This window comes from Rhizobium sp. N731 (assembly GCF_001664145.1).
Classification (GTDB): Bacteria; Pseudomonadota; Alphaproteobacteria; order Rhizobiales; family Rhizobiaceae; genus Rhizobium; species Rhizobium esperanzae.
This window is the reverse complement of the sequence record NZ_CP013601.1, coordinates 1,614,864-1,632,325: the sequence shown is the minus strand read 5'-3', so window position 1 is coordinate 1,632,325 and position 17,462 is coordinate 1,614,864. Positions and strand designations below refer to the sequence as shown.

The 17,462-nt window shown below is 59.7% G+C and carries 18 protein-coding genes and 1 pseudogene; 7 read left to right on the top strand and 12 right to left on the bottom strand.

Annotation, left to right across the window (positions count from 1 at the left end; genetic code table 11):
• Positions 1 to 88 precede the first annotated feature (88 nt).
• On the bottom strand, positions 89 to 718 hold the full coding sequence (gene clpP / locus AMK02_RS08050; RefSeq protein ID WP_064801799.1) for an ATP-dependent Clp endopeptidase proteolytic subunit ClpP: 630 nt from the start codon (positions 716 to 718) through the stop codon (positions 89 to 91).
• Between the two features lie 396 nt (positions 719 to 1,114).
• Between clpP and AMK02_RS08045 the strand changes: the two genes are divergently transcribed.
• Together AMK02_RS08045 and AMK02_RS08040 are read left to right on the top strand one after the other, a co-directional pair.
• On the top strand, positions 1,115 to 2,368 hold the full coding sequence (locus AMK02_RS08045; protein WP_064801797.1) for a GGDEF domain-containing protein: 1,254 nt from the start codon (positions 1,115 to 1,117) through the stop codon (positions 2,366 to 2,368).
• A 148-nt stretch (positions 2,369 to 2,516) separates the two neighbouring features.
• On the top strand, positions 2,517 to 3,761 hold the full coding sequence (locus AMK02_RS08040; protein ID WP_064801795.1) for a cytochrome P450: 1,245 nt from the start codon (positions 2,517 to 2,519) through the stop codon (positions 3,759 to 3,761).
• Positions 3,762 to 3,822: 61 nt separating this feature from the next.
• On the opposite strand, the gene AMK02_RS08035 is transcribed toward AMK02_RS08040, so the two are convergent.
• The 9 genes and pseudogenes from AMK02_RS08035 to AMK02_RS07995 form a co-directional block, all read right to left on the bottom strand.
• Positions 3,823 to 5,952, bottom strand: a complete 2,130-nt coding sequence (locus AMK02_RS08035; protein WP_064801793.1) for a bifunctional diguanylate cyclase/phosphodiesterase — start codon at positions 5,950 to 5,952, stop codon at positions 3,823 to 3,825.
• A gap of 219 nt (positions 5,953 to 6,171) precedes the next feature.
• Positions 6,172 to 6,531 carry a cupin domain-containing protein gene (locus AMK02_RS08030; protein WP_189637005.1) on the bottom strand — a complete coding sequence of 120 codons (360 nt, stop codon included), beginning with the start codon at positions 6,529 to 6,531 and terminating at the stop codon, positions 6,172 to 6,174.
• A 170-nt stretch (positions 6,532 to 6,701) separates the two neighbouring features.
• Positions 6,702 to 7,013: a DUF982 domain-containing protein gene (locus AMK02_RS08025; RefSeq protein ID WP_064801791.1), complete on the bottom strand. Its 312-nt coding sequence runs from the start codon at positions 7,011 to 7,013 to the stop codon at positions 6,702 to 6,704.
• A 299-nt stretch (positions 7,014 to 7,312) separates the two neighbouring features.
• A pseudogene (locus tag AMK02_RS08020) lies at positions 7,313 to 7,675 on the bottom strand (VOC family protein); the annotation flags it as partial.
• Between the two features lie 93 nt (positions 7,676 to 7,768).
• On the bottom strand, positions 7,769 to 8,440 hold the full coding sequence (locus AMK02_RS08015) for an AAA family ATPase (RefSeq protein WP_237358338.1): 672 nt from the start codon (positions 8,438 to 8,440) through the stop codon (positions 7,769 to 7,771).
• Positions 8,441 to 8,724: 284 nt separating this feature from the next.
• On the bottom strand, positions 8,725 to 8,949 hold the full coding sequence (locus tag AMK02_RS08010; RefSeq protein WP_064801789.1) for a hypothetical protein: 225 nt from the start codon (positions 8,947 to 8,949) through the stop codon (positions 8,725 to 8,727).
• 102 nt (positions 8,950 to 9,051) lie between these two features.
• Entirely contained in the window at positions 9,052 to 9,246 is a 195-nt protein-coding gene (locus AMK02_RS08005) for a hypothetical protein (protein ID WP_064801787.1), read from the bottom strand.
• 1,049 nt (positions 9,247 to 10,295) lie between these two features.
• The gene (locus AMK02_RS08000) at positions 10,296 to 11,579 is read right to left on the bottom strand and encodes an O-acetylhomoserine aminocarboxypropyltransferase (protein WP_064801785.1); all 1,284 of its coding nucleotides are present in this window, start codon (positions 11,577 to 11,579) and stop codon (positions 10,296 to 10,298) included.
• A gap of 119 nt (positions 11,580 to 11,698) precedes the next feature.
• The gene (locus AMK02_RS07995) at positions 11,699 to 12,127 is read right to left on the bottom strand and encodes a CoA-binding protein (protein ID WP_064801783.1); all 429 of its coding nucleotides are present in this window, start codon (positions 12,125 to 12,127) and stop codon (positions 11,699 to 11,701) included.
• A gap of 114 nt (positions 12,128 to 12,241) precedes the next feature.
• Between AMK02_RS07995 and AMK02_RS07990 the strand changes: the two genes are divergently transcribed.
• Both AMK02_RS07990 and AMK02_RS07985 read left to right on the top strand, forming a co-directional pair.
• The gene (locus AMK02_RS07990) at positions 12,242 to 12,565 is read left to right on the top strand and encodes a hypothetical protein (protein ID WP_064801781.1); all 324 of its coding nucleotides are present in this window, start codon (positions 12,242 to 12,244) and stop codon (positions 12,563 to 12,565) included.
• A gap of 473 nt (positions 12,566 to 13,038) precedes the next feature.
• Positions 13,039 to 13,875: an EamA family transporter gene (locus AMK02_RS07985; protein WP_064806075.1), complete on the top strand. Its 837-nt coding sequence runs from the start codon at positions 13,039 to 13,041 to the stop codon at positions 13,873 to 13,875.
• On the opposite strand, the gene AMK02_RS07980 is transcribed toward AMK02_RS07985, so the two are convergent.
• Entirely contained in the window at positions 13,876 to 14,703 is an 828-nt protein-coding gene (locus AMK02_RS07980) for an enoyl-CoA hydratase (protein WP_064801779.1), read from the bottom strand.
• A gap of 94 nt (positions 14,704 to 14,797) precedes the next feature.
• Positions 14,798 to 15,028 carry a DUF1127 domain-containing protein gene (locus tag AMK02_RS07975; protein ID WP_064801777.1) on the bottom strand — a complete coding sequence of 77 codons (231 nt, stop codon included), beginning with the start codon at positions 15,026 to 15,028 and terminating at the stop codon, positions 14,798 to 14,800.
• A gap of 92 nt (positions 15,029 to 15,120) precedes the next feature.
• Here AMK02_RS07975 and AMK02_RS07970 point away from each other — a divergent pair, with 92 nt between their 5' ends.
• The 3 genes from AMK02_RS07970 to rpsI all read left to right on the top strand — a co-directional run bounded on the left by AMK02_RS07970 (position 15,121) and on the right by rpsI (position 17,249).
• Positions 15,121 to 15,999: a LysR family transcriptional regulator gene (locus AMK02_RS07970; RefSeq protein ID WP_064801775.1), complete on the top strand. Its 879-nt coding sequence runs from the start codon at positions 15,121 to 15,123 to the stop codon at positions 15,997 to 15,999.
• A gap of 316 nt (positions 16,000 to 16,315) precedes the next feature.
• Entirely contained in the window at positions 16,316 to 16,780 is a 465-nt protein-coding gene (rplM, locus tag AMK02_RS07965; RefSeq protein WP_012483399.1) for a 50S ribosomal protein L13, read from the top strand.
• 1 nt (position 16,781) lies between these two features.
• On the top strand, positions 16,782 to 17,249 hold the full coding sequence (gene rpsI / locus AMK02_RS07960) for a 30S ribosomal protein S9 (protein WP_064801773.1): 468 nt from the start codon (positions 16,782 to 16,784) through the stop codon (positions 17,247 to 17,249).
• Positions 17,250 to 17,462: the final 213 nt, after the last annotated feature.

Below are 17,462 nucleotides of genomic sequence, written 5' to 3'. Positions count from 1 at the left end.
TATTAGCGTCTTCGTCGCCAGTTGAAAGCCTTGTTCGATCACAAATGAGATAGAACTGTGGCGAGGAAAACACCATCCCAATTAATTACTAGGCCTGCTCGCCTTCCATCTCGAGGCGTGACGTCAGAACCTTGTCGATCACACCCCAATCCTGGGCCTCGTCCGCATCCATGAAATGGTCACGATCGAGCGTCTTTTCAACTTCCTCGTAGCTGCGGCCGGTGTGCTTGACGTAGACCTCGTTCAGCCGGCGCTTCATCTTGAGGATGTCGCGGGCGTGGCGCTCGATGTCCGAGGCCTGGCCCTGGAAGCCGCCCGAGGGCTGGTGCACCATAATGCGGGAATTCGGCGTGGCGAAGCGCATGTCCTTATGGCCGGCCGCCAGCAGCAGCGAGCCCATGGACGCGGCCTGGCCGATGCAGAGCGTCGACACCGCTGGTTTGATGAACTGCATCGTGTCGTAGATCGCCATGCCGGCAGTGACGACGCCACCGGGCGAATTGATGTAGAGAGCGATTTCCTTCTTCGGGTTTTCTGCCTCGAGGAAGAGAAGCTGGGCGCAGACGAGCGTCGCCATATGATCTTCGACGGCGCCGGTCAGGAAGATGATGCGTTCCTTCAACAGACGGGAATAGATGTCGTAGGAGCGTTCACCGCGGTTGGTCTGTTCCACGACCATCGGCACGAGGGCCATTGCGGTATCAACTGGGTTTCTCATGTGCGTCCTTTGTCAACGTCATGCCGGCAGGCCGGGAATCAAAGAAAATGTCTTATCCCTACATAGAGTGTCCCTGCCCTCCTCTTCAAGACACGCCTTGGGATAACGTTAAGAAGGCGGGGCAAGACGGCGAGGTTTCGAAGCCGGCAGCCTCTATCTCGCAAACGCCTGATGGGCGCGAGCCTTCGATGGCGTCTGCCCCCGCTTTTCTCCATGACAAGATGAAGGAAAGGTTACTCCATTCGGCAGCGCTCACGCACGTTTACCCGACGGAAAGCCTATCGCCAGATACCGGCCGAAAATCATGCCGCAATGCAACGACATTAAGGAACTGGCGAACTTCCTCCGCAAGGATGCGGGCCAACAGACAAGGTCGACGGGCAAGGGGTTGCTGCCGTGTTCAATATCGCTACAGGTCTCGCCATCTGGTGTTCGGAGGCCATGACGCTCGCTTTGGTGCTTTTCGTCGCCTGGCGCCACAATGTCAGGAATGAAGCCTATCTCTATTGGGGCCTCGGCTTCTTTCTGACCGCCATCGGCTTTGCGATGATCTCGCTGCGCAGCGAAATTCCCAGCCTGCTCTCCATCGAGGTGGGCAATGCCATCGCGCTGCTCGGCCAGAGCGCCTGGGTAGCGGGTTTTCTCGCACTCGACCGCAAGAAGATCGAATGGTGGGCTCTGCTGCCGCCGGCAATCTGGCTGGCCGGGATCTTTCTGCCCTGGGTCAACACCGATTATTCCAACCGCGTCGTGCTCTATAATCTCGCTTCGGCGACGGGTGCCACGGCATTGGCCATGGCGGTCGCCGCCGGCGACATGCGCCGCGAGCGCACCCGCATCAAGCTGATGGGCGTGTTCGTCATCCAGGGCGGCTTGTGTTTCGCCTCGGCGCTGACGATGGCGGTGACGCTGCCAAGCGATATCGAGGCAACCAATCTCGGCGGCGTCTCGGCAATGGCAAGCGCCTTCCTGCTCACCATCGCCTTCGCGCTCACCTGCCGACTGGTGATGGAGCGCTCCGAACGGCATCTGCGCGCAATGACGCTGACCGATTCCCTGACCGGCGTTCTCAACCGCCGTGGTCTGCTCGGCTATTTCGAGTCGATCCAGGAGAGAGCCCATGGCGAGCAGCGGCAGGTCGCCGTGATCCTTTTCGACCTCGACCATTTCAAGCGCGTCAACGATCGCTTCGGCCATCAGTCCGGTGACGCCGTGCTCACCGCTTTCGCGCGCATGGCCCGGCAATATGTTCCAAACAACATCTTCGGCCGCATGGGCGGCGAAGAATTCGCCGCCTTCGCGGCCGTTGCCGACCAGACGGAAGCCGAGGCGATCGCCGAAGCGATCCGCACCGAATTCTGCCGCCTTCCTGTCAGCACCGGCGAAGCGATCGTTCCGGTCACGGTCAGCATCGGCATTGCACTCGCCTCCTCAATCGAAGCCAATATCGACAAGCTGATCTCGGCCGCCGACCGGGCACTCTATGCGGCCAAGGCCGCCGGCCGCAATTGCACGGTCACCTTCGGCGAAGAGGAAGCGGCGGCCCCGGCGCCGGCCACGCCGAGCACCACCGCCGGCGAGCTCGTGCCGACGGTCGACGACCAGGTGGAGGCGCTGCGGCGGATGGGCGCGCTGTCACGGGCCGGCTAGCCGCAAGTCAAAAAGCAGAATCAATCCCCGGTCTTAGACATGGATCTTAAAGCCGTTGGCGCCTCCGATCGAGCGCGCCTTGTTCCGTGCCGAACACTCCTCACCCACATCTTTTCGAGGGCCGGCAAATCCGCTAAGCCTTCGGTTCATGACGATACCGCCCTTTTTCTCGATCGACCCCGCCCTCCGCCACGTCTCGCTGGACGCCCGCAATCCGGCCTTCTACGGCAACCCGAATGCCGTTTACGCCGCGCTTCACGCTCATTGTCCGACCTTCTACTGGACCGAGCAGAAACAGTGGTTCTTCACCGGTTACGACCATGTGAACGGGTTGCTGCGCGACCGCCGCTTCGGCCGACAGATCCTGCATATCGCCAGCCGCGAGGAGCTCGGCCTAGCGGAGCCGATGGCGCATATTGAAAGTTTCGATCTCTCGGAACGTTATTCCCTGCTCGAGCTCGAACCGCCGGAGCACACGCGGCTGCGCACGCTCGTCAACCGCGCCTTCGTCTCCCGCCATGTCGAGAAGATGAAGCCGGAGCTTACCGAGCTTGCCAACCGGCTGATCGACGGCTTCGCGGACAAGGGCGAGGTCGAGCTGCTCTCGGCCTTTGCCGACATCATCCCGGTGACGATGATCGCCCGGATGATCGGCATCCCGGAAGAGATGGGGCCGCAACTGCTCGCCTGGTCACATGCCTATGTGCGCATGTACATGTTCGGCCGCACTCGCCGGCAAGAAGAGGAGGCCGAACGGGCGGCCAGAGAATTTTCCGACTATGTGAGAACAGTGATCGCAGAACGCCGGGCCGAGCCGCGCGATGACCTGTTGACCCATATGATCCACACCGAGCACAAGGGCCAATACCTCACAGAAGAAGAGCTCATCTCAACCACGATCGTGCTGCTCAATGCCGGACACGAGGCAACCGTGCACCAGATCGGCAACTCCGTGCGCACCATCCTCGACAGCGGCTGCGATCCGGCAGAACTCTTCCGGGACGAAGCGGCGGCGGAGCGCACCGTCGAGGAAACCCTGCGCATCTGCGCGCCCGTCCACATCTTCCAGCGCTGGGCGCTCGAGCCCGCAGAGATCGACGGCGTCTCCTTCAAGCGCGGCGACAAGGTAAGCCTCATTCTCGCCGCCGCTAATCTCGACCCGGCGAAATTCACCGATCCCCTTGCCTTCCGGCCCGACCGCAACGAGGCGCCAAACCTCTCCTTCGGCGCCGGCATCCATTTCTGCATCGGCGCACCGCTGGCGCGGCTGGAGCTCAACGTCGTGCTGCCGATCCTGTTCGAACGGCTTGCCGGCCTCAGGCTGGCGAAGACGCCCGTCGTCAAGGACGTCTATCATTTCCACGGGCTCGACCGGCTGGATCTCCGGTGGTGATCCGCTCAGGACGGCAGATCCGCAGAAGCTCTGCGCAGCGTGCTGGCGCGATCTCGCGGCATTACGCTGCCTGTTCTTGAAGCTTGCTCGATATGTCGAGCGCCGACATGGGTTTTCCGAGCAAATAGCCTTGCAGCTGGTCGCAGCCGGCCTCCCGCAAGATCGTTGCCTGGCGGATATTCTCGATGCCTTCCGCGGTGACGGGAATCTGCAGCGCGGTCGCCAAGGAGATGGTCGCCTTGAGAACATCGGCACCATTCGAGGCTTGGTCGAGAGCAGACACCAGCGAGCGGTCGATTTTCATCCGATCAAAGCCGAACTGCCGCAATGCGCCAATGCTTGCATAGCCGCAGCCGAAGTCGTCGAGCGCGAATTTGATACCGACCTGCTTGAGGTGATCTATCGATCGACGCGCCTGATCCGGATTGGTCATGAGGACGCCTTCGGTGATTTCCAATGTCAAGCGCCTCGGATCGAAATCGAGGTCCTGCAGGAGGGAGATCACTTCGGCGGCGAATTCCGGATTGCAGAGTTGGACCGGCGAAACGTTGACGGACAACGCCAGACCGGGCCAGTTCTTGGCGTGCTCGATCGATGTTTTCAACATGTGACCGCCGAGCGCATCGATGAGGCCGCATCTTTCGGCAAGCGGAATGAAAATCTCCGGACTGATATTTCCTGTCGCGGTCCGCCAGCGGGCCAGCGCTTCAAGACCGGTCACCACGCCCGTCGTCGCAGAAACGAGAGGTTGGAAAACAGCTTCGATCGCGCCATTGCCGATGGCGTTTTTCAACAGAGTTTCCAGTTCGGCGACCCTTTGGCGCTCCCGATCCAGCTCGGGGTCGTATTCGATTGCCCGGCCTCTGCCATTTTCCTTGGCGCGATAGAGCGCCATATCAGCCCTGCGCAAAAGCTCCAGAGGCTCGATGTCTGCGTCACGCGCAGCAGCGCCGATGCTCGCACCGACCTCGATCGTTCGTCCGTCGATTTTGAAAGGTTCGGCAAACAGCGCCAGAATCGTATCCTCTATCTCCTGTCGCTCGGCAGTTCCGACCTGGACCAGAGCGAACTCGTCGCCCCCCAACCGGGCCACGGCAACGACTTCGGGATGGCAGGCGATCAGCGCGTTCGAGACGATCCGGATAAGTTCATCCCCGACCGCGTGCCCCCAGGCGTCATTGACAGCCTTGAAACCATCGAGATCGACCAGGTAAAGCCGAGGCGGCGAAAGCTCCGAGCCTTCCAAGTCTTCCAGCAGGGCGAGAAGCCCATGCCTGTTCAGGAGACCGCTCAGGCTATCGTGGTTCGCTTCGAAAATCGCTGCTTGCGCCAGTTGACGAAGACGCCGCGCTTCGGCTGCGCCCACCAGCAGAACGCCGGCCAGGAACAGGACGAGGATGATGATGGCGGCTGCAACGAAAGGATAGACCTGTCGGAACACGGCGCTGCCTGGCGCTTTGCTCGGCCAGACGAGCTGGCCGATGACGCCACCCTTCATATCCGTGATCGGTGTGTTCAGCAGGCCCGGTTCGGGCGCGGCGGCAAGGCGCAAGCCCTCGAGTTCGTGTTCGTTCGAAAGCGCGCTGAGAACGTCCGAGTTGAACTCCTTATAGAAGCTGAGCACGCTGAGTTTCGTCGGAAGCTCGCCTTCCGCTTGATAAGGCTGGATCGGCTGTGACGCGATGAGCGCGATGCCCGTTTCTGTCTTGATGAAATTGACCACCGGCGCCTGTCCGAAATCGGTGGCCGTATTGATCTGCCGGTAGAAAGCTTCGCCGAAAAAGGCACTCGGCTGGAAGGGCTTGCCTTTGGCATAGGCGGAGACGATCGACGAGCGGTCGGGACCGGTCACGATGGCGCCGTCGTAGAGCGGATAATCCTCGCTGGTTTTACCCCAGTTCTCATAAGCCCAATCCGCGGCGGCGGAAGATGCAATCGCCTTGTAGGCATCATCCCATACGGCGTTATCAGTCGTCGTTGCGCTCAGGCGGCTGACAAAGGCTGCGATCGCCGCGCGGGAGGCGCGAATGGCCCTGGCATCGTCGATTTCGTTCGCCGACCGCGTCATCGTGGCGACGACATGCGCCATGAGGCCGGTCAAGACGAGCGCGACGACGAGGAAGAAAACGGTTGTTGCAATGATGGAAGACGTTTGGGTTCGAACGTGCCTACCCGCAAAATTCGACGACATGCCAATCCCGAAAAGATGAACTGTGAGGCCATGTCTATGGTGACGGCAGGAGACATCATGTCCGCAATGCGCTGCAGATAAGGTCTAGCATTTGACGATGTAGGTCCCATTAATGGGAAAGATCAAATGCCTTCTACCCGCGAAAGGGAAGCGGTTATTTGGGGGAAACGGATCATAATCGCCGCAAACCGGGACAGACCGCCTTCTCGCAGCCGCTGTTCAGACCTTAATCACATAGTCCTTGCGAGTCATTTCAACGACTTCCCAGGCTCCCTTGAAGCCAGGCCTCAAGATCATCCGGTCGCCGGCCTTGAGATGAACCGGCTCACCACCGTCCTCCGTGATGATCGAATGACCAGACAGCAGGCTGAAATATTCCCACTCCTCATAAACGATCCGCCACTTGCCGGGTGTCGCCTCCCAGATGCCGGAATAAAGGCCGCCTTCGGCTTCCTCCAGATTCCAGGTGCGAAAATGCGGATCGCCTGAGATAATCCGAGCGGGCTCGGGGGCGCTGAACTCGGGTTCGACCCCATCGAGGTTGAAGGTGATTAAATTCATCACGGAACTCTTCGACATCAATGTCCTTCACGGCGAAGTTCTGCGCGCGATTGATTGAAATCTTTTCAATTTATCTCTCGTCGGCACGGGACATTAACCGCGCTTGAAAACGTCAGGAGCCCCGTCTCCCACCTTGCCACCGCGTCCGGCGCAACGCCGTGTTGACGAGTAGCCGGCTGAAATAGGGGCTATGCCTGCGCGCCTGAGCGCAGGTCCGGTCGCCGCTCTACCACGCGCTGCTGAACGACCGTTAGAGCAGCGATACCCGCTTCGTCGGCAGCACGCAAAAGCGCCTCGCGGAATCGTTCCGGGTCAATTTTCCCGCTAAGTGCATCGACGCAGGCCTTTACGGCCGAGACATATTCCTCGCCGTCGTCGGAAGGCCAGTCGTTAATCAGGAGATGCGCCGCATCGCCGAGCGTTCGGACGATCTTGCGCGTTGCCGGACCGCGCAAAGCAAGCGCGACCGGCGTGAATGCCGATGATGTATTCCAGCACATTGTCCCCGAACCCTCAAGGCATGATTACTGCAATCCTGACCGCGCAACATACGCTTGTTTCCTGAAATTTGGAATTGAAAACTGAGCGATAAAACTGCTCCAACGCGAAGTAGCAGAAACTAAAAAAGGGCTGAAGGACCTCATGTCCGAGCGCTCTGAGCTACGGCGACATGTGTCGCGTTGATGACAAGGGCAGCAACTGATACGACCGGATTTGCAACTGGTGGCCGCGGCGGAGCCACAGCGTGTTTGGCACGAAGCCCATTGCCGCCATGACGGACCGGCCAGTTCGTACGGGTGCTGGTCACTCTGACATAGTAGCCGTCGGGATCGACAAGGCGAAAGTCGCGCAGTCCCCAAGGCTGCGTGGCGAGGGCGGAAAGTGGCCAGCCGCTCTCTTCCGCCTTGCGATAGGCATCCTCGACATCAGCGACCTTCAGGACGATCTCGACGCCGAGACCGACCCTGTTGCCGATTTCGCCGCGTAACGGATGATCGCTGGAAAGGACGCTTTGGGAATTGATCGCGATGACGGCGTCGCCATTTCTCAACATCGTATATTCCCTGCTCGCCGAGCCCTCGACTTCAAAACCCAGGACTCGCCGGTAGAAATCAATCGATGTCTGAGGCGTTTGGACAAACAACTCCAAAGTCAGGTTCAACTGGGCCTCCCTCTGCGCGAATTCTATGCTTTTTACCAGAAGAAGCGGACGAACGCCGCACTGGAACGGCCAAACTTCAAAGCCTGGTCCGGATCAAACACGCTGCCGCCGCAATTCGCGAAGAACTCGTTCAACTCCCTGTTCCAGCGTCAAGTTCGACGTGTCGAGAATTTCGCATCCGTATGCCGCTGCTTCATGCCGTAGGAAGGCGGCCCAGTTCATCATATCCGGATTTGCCAACTCCGGCTGACCTCGATCAATGGAAAGGCGGCTGGCTCTGGTGTCGTCGTCGCAATCGATCAGGACACAGGAATGCAAACCGATCCCGGCACGTTCGGCAGCTTTGGCCAGAAAGGAAAAGCGCGCCTGGCCCTCAAACAGGACGCTGCGCCCCTTTGTCAGGAGCGGCGACAGTCGAGCCATCCATCCGAAAATGGCCGCTCTCTGCCATCCTTCGACAGAGCCGAATTGATGAACCATCTCCTGGACGGGCGGAACGCCGATGCGGTCTTTGTAAAAGACGTCGATCTCTTGCCCATGCAGCCGCTCAACAGCTTCGGCAATTGTCGTTTTCCCGGCCCCAGATGCACCAGTGAGAATGACGAGAGGCATGATTGCTCCATCCACCGCGGTCAGCAAAAGGTGGCGGCGGTCGTACTTCAAAGGTCGTCGGGCCGACATTACGACGTCCGCCCCGAAGGTTGGCGAGGGCCGCCTCTTCAACGGGCGCGGCACTTCAAAGGCGAAACGCCTTAGATCGTTCATCGAGCGCGCCCGCGTCTTAGGTCGCGAGGCTATTGCGCGAACTCTGGGACTACCGCGACACCATCGTCACGTGAGCAGGCGCTGGAGGCCAGCTACTTCATAAGGGACCATGCCCAGATCGCCTCGGTCAAGAACTGAGGCGACCGCCGAAATACGAACAAGGCGCGTGACCTAACTCCGCCAATAAGAGAAGCGCCATCTATTGCCTATTAGACTTTGTTGCTGGCCTCGTATCGGATTTCGAGTGCGCTGAGATTCGAGATGTTCCCATTGCCTCGGATCGATTAATGGAAGGCTGCGGGCGCCGGCGCGATCAGGGGGAACCGTGCGATTAATATACTGGTGAGTTCCTCCTGGGTGCGATGGCCGCGATTGAAAAGGTCGATTGCCGCGCTACAGATTATTTCCGATGTTTTGTCGTCCGGTTTGGCCTTGTAGTGCCTAAACCAAGATTGAACGGACAGCGAGAGCACGGCCCATTCTGTTTCTTGGACGCTCGTGATCAACATTCCTCATCTCCTCACAAGTTGAAACGCGGCAGCTTTGCAGGGCTTCATAAGTGAGCCTGCAGTCCCAGTTGTGCCGTGGCGTTGAAGAATATCTCCTGCCACTCAGTGAGAGGCGATCGCGCGACCGCTGGACGCGAGATGCTCTGTAATGGCGCGCCGGATTTCGGTAACCGTGTCAAAGAGCCTGTTGTCCAAATCGATGACATTGAAGCGGACAGCGATGAATTTCAGGCGGTTTTCGACAGGGACCGCGATCCCGACTTCCTGACCATTGAATACGACAGCTTGCTTTTGCATAACAAACCTCGGGCGCGCCACACGGGGAGCACCATCTTAGAAAAGCGGAACAAAGGATTTACGACGCGTCAGATTGCCGTCGTAGGTCGGTATCGGATCGAGACGAGATCACGCATTCGCTGCACCATTGCGAAGAAACGAAGTCGGACAAACAACGTCATCATCCTCCCCTCAAGCGAGGTCAGCAGACCGCTGAGTATCGTCGGCGAGAGCCGGTTATTTCGGAGTTCCCCTGTAAAAAAACCTAGTCGAGAAATTTCGAGTAAGCAACTGATTTTTGTATTTATTTAGCGTTCTAAATCGTATGATAATTACCGCAGCTGCGAAGTAATAAATGATGTACGTTCATCCAACCTATCGTCGAGGCCCGCTGGCGGGACCGACGTAGCGACAGGGCCGTTATTGGACAGGTATTTCGAAGGCCCTACACGAACGATAGCGCGTGTAGCGCCAACGCTTGTGTGGCTAACCGGCACAACAGGGGCGGTGTTCCGCTCCTGCGCTGCCCTTCCAGAAGCTGTCGGGACCTACCTTCATGATGGCGGTACGCCTTCCGGCCATGGCTTCTCGGATCTAAGTCCCCATCGCGAACCAAATTATCTGTTCGCTGTTTCCTTCGTATCACGAAGGAGGAGTGCCATGAGCTTTGAGCCTGAAAGCCTATCCTACGATCAGCTTGCGAGCGTGCAGGCAGCGGTGTTTTGTGATGCCCTTCTACCACCCTCCTACTGTTGACAACAAAGGGCGGGCTTCACGCGGCCCGATGGGGAGCGAGGCGACGCGTCAGAAGCCCCAAGACGCCGTCAGCCTCGAGGCGACGACCTCAGCCTGACTTCGACACGACATCCCAGTCCGAAGGGTGCCTTATTACCACGCCGTCGAACTGCCGCGATCAGCTTGACGAGTTTCGATCCGACCGCGTCGCCAGGGTCGGGCGGGCAGCCTGCCCCGTTGTCTTCCACTGCAATAATTGTGTCTGCTCCTTCCATGGCCGGCGTAATCTCAATTCAGAGGCGGACGTAGGTGTCAGAGGTATGTGACGAACTACACTAGATCTTGGAGAGCGCCTGTTCGAGATCGGCGATGATGTCCTTGACGTCCTCGATGCCGATGGAAAGGCGCACCACATCGGGTCCGGCACCGGCGGCGATCTTCTGCTCATCGTTCAGCTGCCGGTGCGTTGTCGAGGCCGGATGAATGACGAGCGAGCGGGTGTCGCCGACATTGGCAAGATGGGAGAAGAGCTCAAGTCCTTCGACCAGCGTCTTGCCAGCCTCGTAACCGCCCCTGACGCCGAAGGTGAAGACGGAGCCTGCGCCCTTCGGCGAATAACGCTGCTGCAGGGCATGGTTCGGATCGTCTTCGAGGCCGGCATAATTCACCCAGGCGATCTTGCTGTGCGCCTTCAGCCACCGGGCGACAGCGATGGCATTGTCGCTGTGGCGCTGCATTCTGAGCGGCAGGGTCTCGATGCCGGTCAGGATCAGGAAGGCATTGAAGGGCGAAATCGCAGGACCGAGGTCGCGCAGGCCGAGCACGCGGGCAGCGATCGCGAAGGCGAAATTGCCGAAAGTCGCGTGCAGCACCATGCCGTTATACTCCGGCCGCGGGCTCGACAGCATCGGGTAATTGCCTGACTTCGACCAGTCAAAGGTGCCGCCGTCGACGATAAGGCCGCCCATGGAATTGCCGTGGCCGCCGAGAAATTTTGTCAGCGAATGCACGACGATATCGGCGCCGTGTTCGATCGGACGGATGAGATAGGGTGTTGCCATCGTATTGTCGACGATCAGCGGCAGGCCGTGACGATGCGCGACGTCGGCAATGGCGGCGATATCGACGAAGGTACCGCCCGGATTGGCAAGGCTTTCGATAAAGATGCCGCGGGTCTTGTCGTCGATCTGGCTTTCGAAGCTCGCCGGATCGGCAGAATCGGCCCAGCGCACCTGCCAGCCGAAATTCTCGAAAGCATGGCCGAACTGATTGATCGAGCCGCCATAGAGTTTGCGGGCGGCGATGAAATTTTCGCCCGGGCGCATGATGGTGTGGAAGACGATCATCTGCGCCGCATGGCCGGAGGCGACGGCAAGGGCCGCCGTGCCGCCCTCGAGCGCGGCGACGCGTTCCTCGAGCACGGCCTGCGTCGGGTTCATGATGCGGGTGTAGATATTACCGAAGGCCTGCAGGCCGAAGAGGTCGGCGGCATGATCGGAATCGTTAAAGACGAAAGCGGTCGTCTGGTAGATCGGCGTCACCCGTGCGCCGGTCGCCGGATCGGGCTGTGCGCCTGCGTGGACCGCCAAGGTGTTGAATCCAGGATCGTTCTTGGCCATGTCGCCCTCCGAATTGTTGTTCACCGGGCAGGATCATAGCTTGTCGCCGACGAAAGTTAATCGCGATCCGTTTCAACCCTTGGGCGTTCGGTGGAAAATCCGTCTCAGGGCAGCCCTGCTCAGGCAATGAGACGAGGATATTCGATCGCCGGGCAGCGGTTCATCACCACTTTAATGCCGGCAGCCTCCGCCTTTGCCGCCGCGGAATCGTCGCGGACGCCAAGCTGAGCCCAAATCACCTTCGGCAACGGCCTCAGCGCCAACGCCTCCTCAACAACCCTATCGAGATATTCGACGGCGCGAAAGACATCGATCATATCGATCGGCACCGGAACGTCGGCAAGCCGGGCGTAGACGGTGCGGCCCTGGATCTGTTTGCCCGCCTGCCCCGGATTGACGGGTATCACCTCATAGCCGCGCGACAGCAGATAGCCCATGACGCCGTTGCTCGGCCGGGCCGGATTGGGCGAGGCACCGGTCAGCGCGATGGTCTTTACCGACTGCAGGATTCCGGCGAGATAATCATCCGTGTAGGCGTCGTGATTCATATCCGTTTCTCCATTCCGAGAATGCCTTTGAGTCCGCCGGCATTTTTTCATTTCGGCAAACCGGCTGCACGCGTTCTGCGTATATAGGAGTTGAATGGCCCTGAGGATGATTCAGTGAGAAAAATTGCTCTTGCCGTCATGCTTGTGCTCGCCGCATCACCGGCAGCGGCGATCTCGCGCTACAATCCGCTCACCATGAGCTGCGCCAACGTGCGGGCGGCCATCCACAATCAGGGCGCCGTCATCTTCCGCTACCAATGTCCCCGCGGGCTGCCGCTTTATGATCGCTACGTCCGCAACAGCAATTATTGCGACGCAACCGATTATGCGGAATGGACTCATATCCCGGCAAAGGATGATCCCCGCTGCCCGGTTCTGAATTGCCAGAGCATAGACAACCTTGACGGGATGCTCTTCGTTCCGCATCATCAGCTCTGACGTCGCCGCCGCCGCGCGCCCTGCAGGCGCCGTTTGCCTTTCGCGCTTGCAAACAGGCTTAGAGTTCAATCGCGCGCTGCGATTTCTCCGAGAATATACAATCCAAAGCTTCTTTTTTCGCCTATGTCAAAGTTATAGAATAATATCTGTATTTCAGCAGCATAGAAAGAACAGCTCGGGAGTTCCCCCAGCCGTTTTCACCATCTGTTCCCCATAAGATCACGATGTGTTCTCTCGTCCATTAGAAGCATCTCATAGTTGCGAAGATCGCGTGGATTGAACGCATATCGCGCGCACGTAAAACTTGTCGTCAGACCCCGACATTGTTTGCATATTGAAAGGATGGTATTGGACCCGAAAACGCATCCGCGACCGCGGCAATGCATTTTCGTGCAAATATCAGTTGTCTTTCCACAATTCTGCCCCGTCGGGGCGAGGCGGTTCGCCTTCCTCCGCAGCACCGGATTTATCCCTTGCCTCTCGACGTCATCCTGCTCGTTCTGTTCGGTGCACTGCTGCATGCGACATGGAACGCGATCGTCAAAGCGGGAAGCGATAAATCCCTGGATGCGGCGTTGATTTCGGCCGGCGGCGCAGTGTCCGCGTTGCCGTTTCTGGCATTTCTGCCGTTGCCGCAAAGTGCAGCCTGGCCGTTCATCGGCGCCTCGGCCATCCTGCAGTTCGCCTATTTCCAGCTGGTTGCCGCCGCCTACCGAGCCGGTGATATCGGCCTCGTCTATCCGCTGATGCGTGGTTGCGCGCCGCTGCTGGTCGCCGCGACAAGCGGTGTCGTCCTGCGCGAACATCTTTCCGCCGCCGCTCTTGCCGGGATCATGACGATTTCAGCCGGCGTCCTAACGCTCGCCCTGGAGGCTCGGCGCAGCAGCGGCCATGCGGTCGCCTTCTCCATTGCCAATGCCTTCGTCATCGCCAGCTACACTTATGTCGACGGCATCGGCGCGCGTCTTTCAGGCAATGCGGTTTCCTATACGTTGTGGATGTCGCTGCTGCCGCCGATACTGCTGTTTGCCTGGGCGGCGTCGCAGCGCGGCAGCCTGACGGTGTTGCATCACGTTCGCCGCAATTGGTGGCGCGGCCTGATCGGCGGCGCGGGATCGATTGCATCCTACGGACTGGCACTTTGGGCGATGACGAAGGCGCCGGTGGCGACCGTTGCCGCACTGCGGGAAACTGCGATCCTGTTTGCGCTGGTGCTCTCGGATGCCGTCTTCAAGGAAAAAGCCGGCATCTGGCGTTACGTCGCCGGCGTCGTCATCGCGATCGGCGTGCTGGTTCTGAAACTCGCCTGATCATTCGCCTTTCCACTCCGGCTTGCGCTTGCCGAGAAAGGCGCCGATGCCCTCCTGCGCATCCGGCGTGAGCATGTTCTCCACCATCACCTTGGAGGCATAGTCATAGGCAGCCTCCACCGGCAGTTCGAGCTGCCGATAGAAGGCCTCCTTGCCGATCTTCAAGGTCAATGGCGATTTGCCGGCAATCACCGCCGCATATTTGGAAACGACCTGCGCCAGATACTGCTTCGGCACGATGCGGTTGACGAGGCCGAAATCCTTGGCGGTCGAAGCATCGATCGTCTCGCCGGTCAGAAGCATCTCCATCGCCTGCTTGCGATGGGCGGCACGGGTTACCGCCACCATCGGCGTCGAACAGAACAGGCCGATATTGACGCCCGGCGTGCAGAACGTCGACGTGTCCGTGCAGATCGCCAGATCACAGGAGGCAACGAGTTGACAGCCGGCAGCGGTTGCAAGCCCGTCGATCTCGGCGATGACGGGTTTCGGCAGATGGGTGATCCTCAGCATCAGATCGGCGCAGAGTCGGAAGCTTTTCTCGAAGAACGCAGCGCCTTGGTCTTCGTCGACGCGATGGGCGGTGAGCTCCTTGAGGTCATGGCCGGCGGAAAAGACGGAGCCAGTCGAGGCGATGACGACGACGCGCACATCCGCGTCCGATCCCGCCTTTTCGAGCTCGGCCATCAGCGCCTCGAGAAGCGCGATTGAAAGTGCGTTGGCCGGCGGGTCGTTGAGCATAAGCCGCAGCACGCCATCGCGCAGCGAACGGAGCAACAATCCGTCCGCCCTCTCCGCGTCCTTTCGGAAGGATACGATTTCGGCCATGATGCTGCTCCCTGCGCTTGGATTTCCACACAGCTGTTCTGCCACAAGGCACAGATAATTTCGAGCAGGATCCGCCCTCCCCGCCACGGCGTGATTAGGACCAGAACCACGATTTCGATATCTCGGCCGTCGCCTGTGCACGGGTCAGACCGATATCGCGAAGCTCGTCATCGGTGAGTTCCGACAGTTTGCGGCGGCTGCGCCGCTTTTCGAGCCGGCACTCGATGACCGACAGCAGCCGCCTGCCCCAACGCGCCGTCTCACGACATTTCGGCCGAAGGGCGCTGAGCGGTATCTCCAAGATTTCATCGAATTCCACGGTCATCTCTTCATCCTTTCCCGATGGACGAAAGATGCGCTGGAAGGCGCAGCGAAAGAAGCTTATGGATATTATAATATGCATAAGGAATTCTTTTAGTGCCGCTCAATCTCGATCAGCTCGCGAGCTTCGTCAACGTCGCCGATCTCGGAAGCTTTACCGCCGCCGCCGACAAGGAGGGCGTGACGCAACCGGCTGTAAGCCTGCAGGTCAAAGGCCTCGAACAACGGCTCGGCATCCGGCTGATCGAGCGTGTCGGTCGGCGGGCGCAGCCGACGGCGGCAGGCCTCGACCTGCTTTCGCATGCAAGGCGTCTGCTTCAGCAAGCGGCCGCGGCGGAAGAGGCGATGCTGCCGCACAGGGATGGCGCCAGCGGCCGCGTGCGCATCGGCAGCGGCGGCACCGCCTCGATCCACCTGCTCCCGCGCGCCATCGCCGCCGCCAGGAAATCCATGCCCGGCCTCGAAATCACCGTCCATATCGGCAATGCCGACGACATTCTGCGCGATCTGGAGGCCAACAGTCTCGACATCGCCGTCGTCGCTCTGCCGGCCTCGGGACGAAACTTCGAGATCGAACCGTTCTACGAGGAGGAGTTGCTGGCGGTTGCTCCCGTCGGCAGCCTCGTGCCCGAAGGCGGACCGGACGCTGCCTTCATGCGCGACAGGACGCTGCTGCTTTATGAGGGAGGCAATACCAGACGGGGAATCGACGCCTGGCTGGGCGCTCCTGATATCAGGACCCGCCCCGCGATGGAGTTCGGCAGCGTCGAGGCGATCAAGGAACTGGTGGCAGTGGGGCTCGGCTGGTCGATCCTGCCGGAGCTTGCGCTAAAGCGCGACCGTGCCGGTCTCGTGACGACATCTTCGCTGAAACCAAAGCTCACGCGCCGCCTCGGCATGGTTCTGCGCCGGGACAAACATCTGACACGCGGCCTTCGGGAAATAATGAAATGCCTACGGGAGTTCAAGGATTAGGAGCGCTCTGGACCGTGGCCCGGCGCGTCCCAATCCAGGTCGCGGCAGCGCTAGAAGGGCGAAACGCGCCCTCCTGAGATCCGGCAAATTTGAGGTATTATAATACCGCACAAATAAGTTGCTGTTTTTATTATTATTTTTTTCAGATCGTCAAAAATGTCGATATTGACCCGATGTCACATTCCCTTTATACACCGCGCCAGAACGCAGCCTTCCGGGCTGCTTTCTTTTTGGCATGTCTTGCGCCTGCCAATCCAAGCAACAAGAAACGCCCTTAAAGCCCTCGGGCCAAGGGTCCTAAAAGAGAGTATTCACTATGGCAACCTTCTCACAGAAGCCGGCAGAGGTGGAGAAGAAGTGGGTGATCATCGACGCCGAAGGGCTGGTCGTTGGCCGTCTCGCTTCCATCATCGCTATGCGCCTGCGCGGCAAGCACAAGGCAACCTTCACGCCCCACGTTGACGACGGCGATAACGTCATCGTCATCAATGCCGACAAGGTCGTTTTCACCGGCAAGAAGTATTCCGACAAGGTCTACTACTGGCACACCGGTTATGCCGGCGGCATCAAGGAACGCACCGCACGCCAGATCATCGAAGGCCGCTTCCCGGAGCGCGTCCTCGAAAAGGCCGTCGAACGCATGGTTCCGCGCGGCCCGCTCGGCCGTCGCCAGATGAAGAACCTGCGCGTCTACGCCGGCTCCAACCATCCTCATGAAGCCCAGCAGCCGGTCGCCCTCGACGTTGCCGCGCTCAACAAAAAGAACGTAAGGAGCGCCTGATATGGCTGACCTCTCCTCCCTGAAGGAACTCGGCACGGCTTCCGAAGCCGCTGCTCCGGCCCACGTCCGCAAGGTCGATTCGCTCGGCCGCTCCTACGCGACCGGCAAGCGCAAGAACGCCGTCGCCCGCGTCTGGGTCAAGCCGGGCTCCGGCAAGATCATCGTCAACGGCAAGGAATTCGCGGAATATTTCGCCCGTCCGGTGCTGCAGATGATCCTGCGCCAGCCGATCGTCGCGGCTGCCCGTGACGGCCAGCTCGACATCGTCGCAACCGTTGCCGGCGGCGGCCTCTCCGGCCAGGCCGGTGCTGTTCGCCACGGCCTGTCCAAGGCGCTCACCTACTTCGAACCGGGCCTGCGCTCGGTGCTGAAGAAGGGCGGCTTCCTGACCCGCGACAGCCGCGTCGTCGAACGCAAGAAATACGGCAAGGCAAAGGCCCGCCGCTCCTTCCAGTTCTCCAAGCGTTAATCGCTTCGGACAGACGGAATTACGAAGGCCGGGGAAACCCGGCCTTTTTGTTTTGGCGTTCGATGAATCCCGGCATCGCCTCGCCGGTCGCCATTGCCGCACTCCGGTTCTGCTGGTAGAAATCCGACAAACCGCTTCGCGAACGAGCGGAGCCGCAATCAAGGTCGCATCATGGGAACAGCCCAGTCCGCAGACGACTAAGCCGCAACAACT